The sequence below is a fragment of the Burkholderia sp. BCC1993 genome, assembly GCF_905339865.1.
Classification (GTDB): domain Bacteria; phylum Pseudomonadota; class Gammaproteobacteria; order Burkholderiales; family Burkholderiaceae; genus Burkholderia.
In genome coordinates, this window is record NZ_CAJPGZ010000043.1 from 1 (window position 1) to 2,787 (window position 2,787).

At 65.8% G+C, this 2,787-nt stretch carries 4 protein-coding genes; 3 read left to right on the top strand and 1 reads right to left on the bottom strand.

The window, feature by feature from the left end:
* The first annotated feature begins 219 nt into the window (after positions 1-219).
* Positions 220-1,215: a protein-methionine-sulfoxide reductase catalytic subunit MsrP gene (gene msrP, locus U4Y91_RS36435; protein WP_321809104.1), complete on the top strand. Its 996-nt coding sequence runs from the start codon at positions 220-222 to the stop codon at positions 1,213-1,215.
* 20 nt (positions 1,216-1,235) lie between these two features.
* A complete protein-coding gene (gene msrQ / locus U4Y91_RS36440; protein WP_321809105.1) occupies positions 1,236-1,925 on the top strand; it encodes a protein-methionine-sulfoxide reductase heme-binding subunit MsrQ in 690 nt (229 codons plus the stop codon).
* A gap of 85 nt (positions 1,926-2,010) precedes the next feature.
* On the opposite strand, the gene lptM is transcribed toward msrQ, so the two are convergent.
* On the bottom strand, positions 2,011-2,292 hold the full coding sequence (lptM, locus tag U4Y91_RS36445; RefSeq protein ID WP_321809106.1) for an LPS translocon maturation chaperone LptM: 282 nt from the start codon (positions 2,290-2,292) through the stop codon (positions 2,011-2,013).
* A gap of 36 nt (positions 2,293-2,328) precedes the next feature.
* Here lptM and cyaY point away from each other — a divergent pair, with 36 nt between their 5' ends.
* Positions 2,329-2,655 (top strand): iron donor protein CyaY, encoded by a 327-nt coding sequence (cyaY, locus tag U4Y91_RS36450; protein ID WP_321809107.1) that lies wholly within the window; start codon positions 2,329-2,331, stop codon positions 2,653-2,655.
* Positions 2,656-2,787 lie beyond the last annotated feature (132 nt).

Below are 2,787 nucleotides of genomic sequence, written 5' to 3' on the forward strand. Positions count from 1 at the left end.
ATTCGCGTTCCTCGGCGTCAACATGTTCCTGTCCGGGCTGCACAGCTACGGCAAGCTGTAAGATTTCCGACGCGGGTCCGACAAAAGACCGCCGGCGCACTGCGTGCCCGGCGGTTTTCTTTTGTAACGGGCGGGCGGTCCGGGCGTCGAACGGCGCAGGATGGGTCGGGTCGAACGCTCATGAAGCGTGCGCGCCGCGCATGCAGGAGGAGCAGCACGATGTGGATCAAACACCCTTTGCGCACCGTACTGACCGGCGGTGATATCGCGCAGAGCCAGATTACGCCGCGCGCGGTGTTCGAGAACCGGCGGCGCGTCTTGCAGGCCGCCGGCTTGGCGGCGGCGGGCGGATTGCTCGGCGGCAGCGGCGCGGCGTTCGCCGCCTATGCGTCGCCCGACGCGCGGGCCGCGAAGCTCGCGGCGAAAACCAACCCGAAGTTCGTCGCGGCCGACCAGGTCACGCCGTTCAAGGACATCACGTCCTACAACAACTTCTACGAATTCGGCACCGACAAGGGCGACCCGGCGCAGAACGCCGGCACGCTGCGGCCGCGCCCGTGGCGCGTGAGCGTCGAAGGCGAGGTGCTGCACCCGAAGGTGTTCGATCTCGACGAACTGCTGAAGCTCGCGCCGCTCGAAGAGCGCGTGTACCGGCTGCGTTGCGTCGAAGGCTGGTCGATGGTGGTCCCGTGGATCGGCGTGCCGCTGTCCGAGCTGATCAAGCGCGTGCAGCCGACCGGCAACGCGAAATACGTGCAGTTCGTCACGCTCGCCGATCCGTCGCAGATGCCGGGGCTATCGACGCCGGTGCTCGACTGGCCGTACTCGGAAGGGCTGCGGATGGACGAGGCGATGAATCCGCTGACGCTGCTGACGATGGGCGTGTACGGCCAGGTGCTGCCGAACCAGAACGGCGCGCCGGTGCGGATCGTCGTGCCGTGGAAGTACGGCTTCAAGAGCGCGAAGTCGCTCGTGAAGATCCGCTTCGTCGACAAGCAGCCGAAAACGAGCTGGAACACGTATGCGTCGAACGAATACGGCTTCTATTCGAACGTGAACCCGAACGTCGATCACCCGCGCTGGAGCCAGGCGACCGAGCGCCGGATCGGTGAGGACGGCTTCTTCACGCCGAAGCGCAAGACGCTGATGTTCAACGGCTACGGCGATCTCGTCGCGTCGATGTATCAGGGCATGGACCTGAAGAAGAACTTCTGAGCGCGCCGGTGAGAAACGACATGCCTCCTTCGACGCTGACGCCCGCGCGCGCGTCCGGCACACGCACGGCTGTCGCCGGCAGTTCCCGGGCCGGCGCAGTGCGTACTGCCGCGCCGCGCTGGCTTGCCCCCGCCAAGGTGCTGGTTTTCGCGGCCGGACTCTATCCGCTCGCCCGTCTCGTGCTGTTCGGGCTGACCGACCGGCTCGGCGCGAACCCGATCGAATTCATCACGCGTTCGACGGGCCTCTGGACGCTGGTGATGCTCTGCGTCACGCTCGCCGTCACACCCCTTCGGCGCGTGACGGGCGTTCCCGCGTTGCTGCGCTTTCGCCGGACGATCGGCCTGTTCGCGTTCTTTTACGCGACGCTGCATTTCACGACGTATCTGTGGTTCGACAAGTGGTTCGACGTGCTCGCGATCCTGAAGGACGTCGGCAAGCGTCCGTTCATTACGGTCGGCGTCGCCGCGTTCGTGCTGCTGATTCCGCTGGCCGCGACCTCGCCGCGCGCGATGGTGCGCCGGCTTGGTCGTCACTGGACGACGCTGCATCGCGCGATCTATGCGATCGCGCTGTTCGGCGTGCTGCATTTCTGGTGGATGAGGGCCGGCAAGCACAATCTCGCGCAGCCGAAGCTCTACGCGGTGATCGTTGCGGTGCTGCTCGGCTGGCGCCTGCTTGAATGGGGCTGGCGGCGCATCCGCGCGTGACGAGGCGGGCTCGGAAAAACAAAAGGCGATGACGGGCAGTCATCGCCTTGGTCGCGAAGGAGGCCGCGCGAGCGGCGGCGCGCGCTTACTGCGTGGCGGCAGGGCCGGATGCCGGCGTCGCGGCCTTCGATGCACCGCTCGACAGCTCCGGTGACAGCGTGAGCGGCGTGCCGGAAGAATCGGGAATGGTGTCGGACGACGCGTTTTCATCGCTCGGCGTGACGTCGGACGGCGGCGTGTCCTGCTGCTGGATGGGCTTCGCCGGCAACGGGGGCACGGTGGGCAGATAGAGCGGGCCGCGTTGACCGCAGCCGGCAAGAATCGCCAAAGCCGCTACAATCGCGCTCATCCGGAAAACGACTCGCATGATCGTCCCTGAACAATTTAACCGATAGAGTTTAGCATGTCCGATACTGAATACTTGGCCCGTGCCGAGGCCGTGCTGGCGGCCGTCGAGCGTACCGTGGATGCCGCGAACGACGGCGATCACGACATCGATCTGGAGCGCAACGGCAGCGTGCTGACGCTGACGTTCGAGAACGGCTCGAAGATCATCGTCAACCTCCAGCCGCCGATGAAGGAGGTCTGGATCGCCGCGAAGGCGGGCGGATTCCATTACCGTTTCGTGGACGGCGAATGGCGCGATACGCGCACCGGCACCGAGTTCTTCGCGGCGCTCACCGAGTACGCGACGCAGCAGGCCGGCCTGCCGATCACGTTCGGCGCGTAACGCGTCCGGCGCTTGCCCGGCCGGGCACCGATACGCCGGATCGAAGCACAAAGAAAAAGCGCCCCGGGGGGCTAATGCCGTTCAGTTAAGGCACTTTGAGGTGCCGAACGGAGTAACGCTGGGGTAGGGCTT

Coding starts and splice junctions, on each gene's coding strand:
- msrP (WP_321809104.1), top strand. CDS start 220: ATGTGGATCAAACACCCTTTGCGCACCGTACTGACCGGCGGTGATATC.
- msrQ (WP_321809105.1), top strand. CDS start 1,236: ATGCCTCCTTCGACGCTGACGCCCGCGCGCGCGTCCGGCACACGCACG.
- lptM (WP_321809106.1), bottom strand. CDS start 2,292: ATGCGAGTCGTTTTCCGGATGAGCGCGATTGTAGCGGCTTTGGCGATT.
- cyaY (WP_321809107.1), top strand. CDS start 2,329: ATGTCCGATACTGAATACTTGGCCCGTGCCGAGGCCGTGCTGGCGGCC.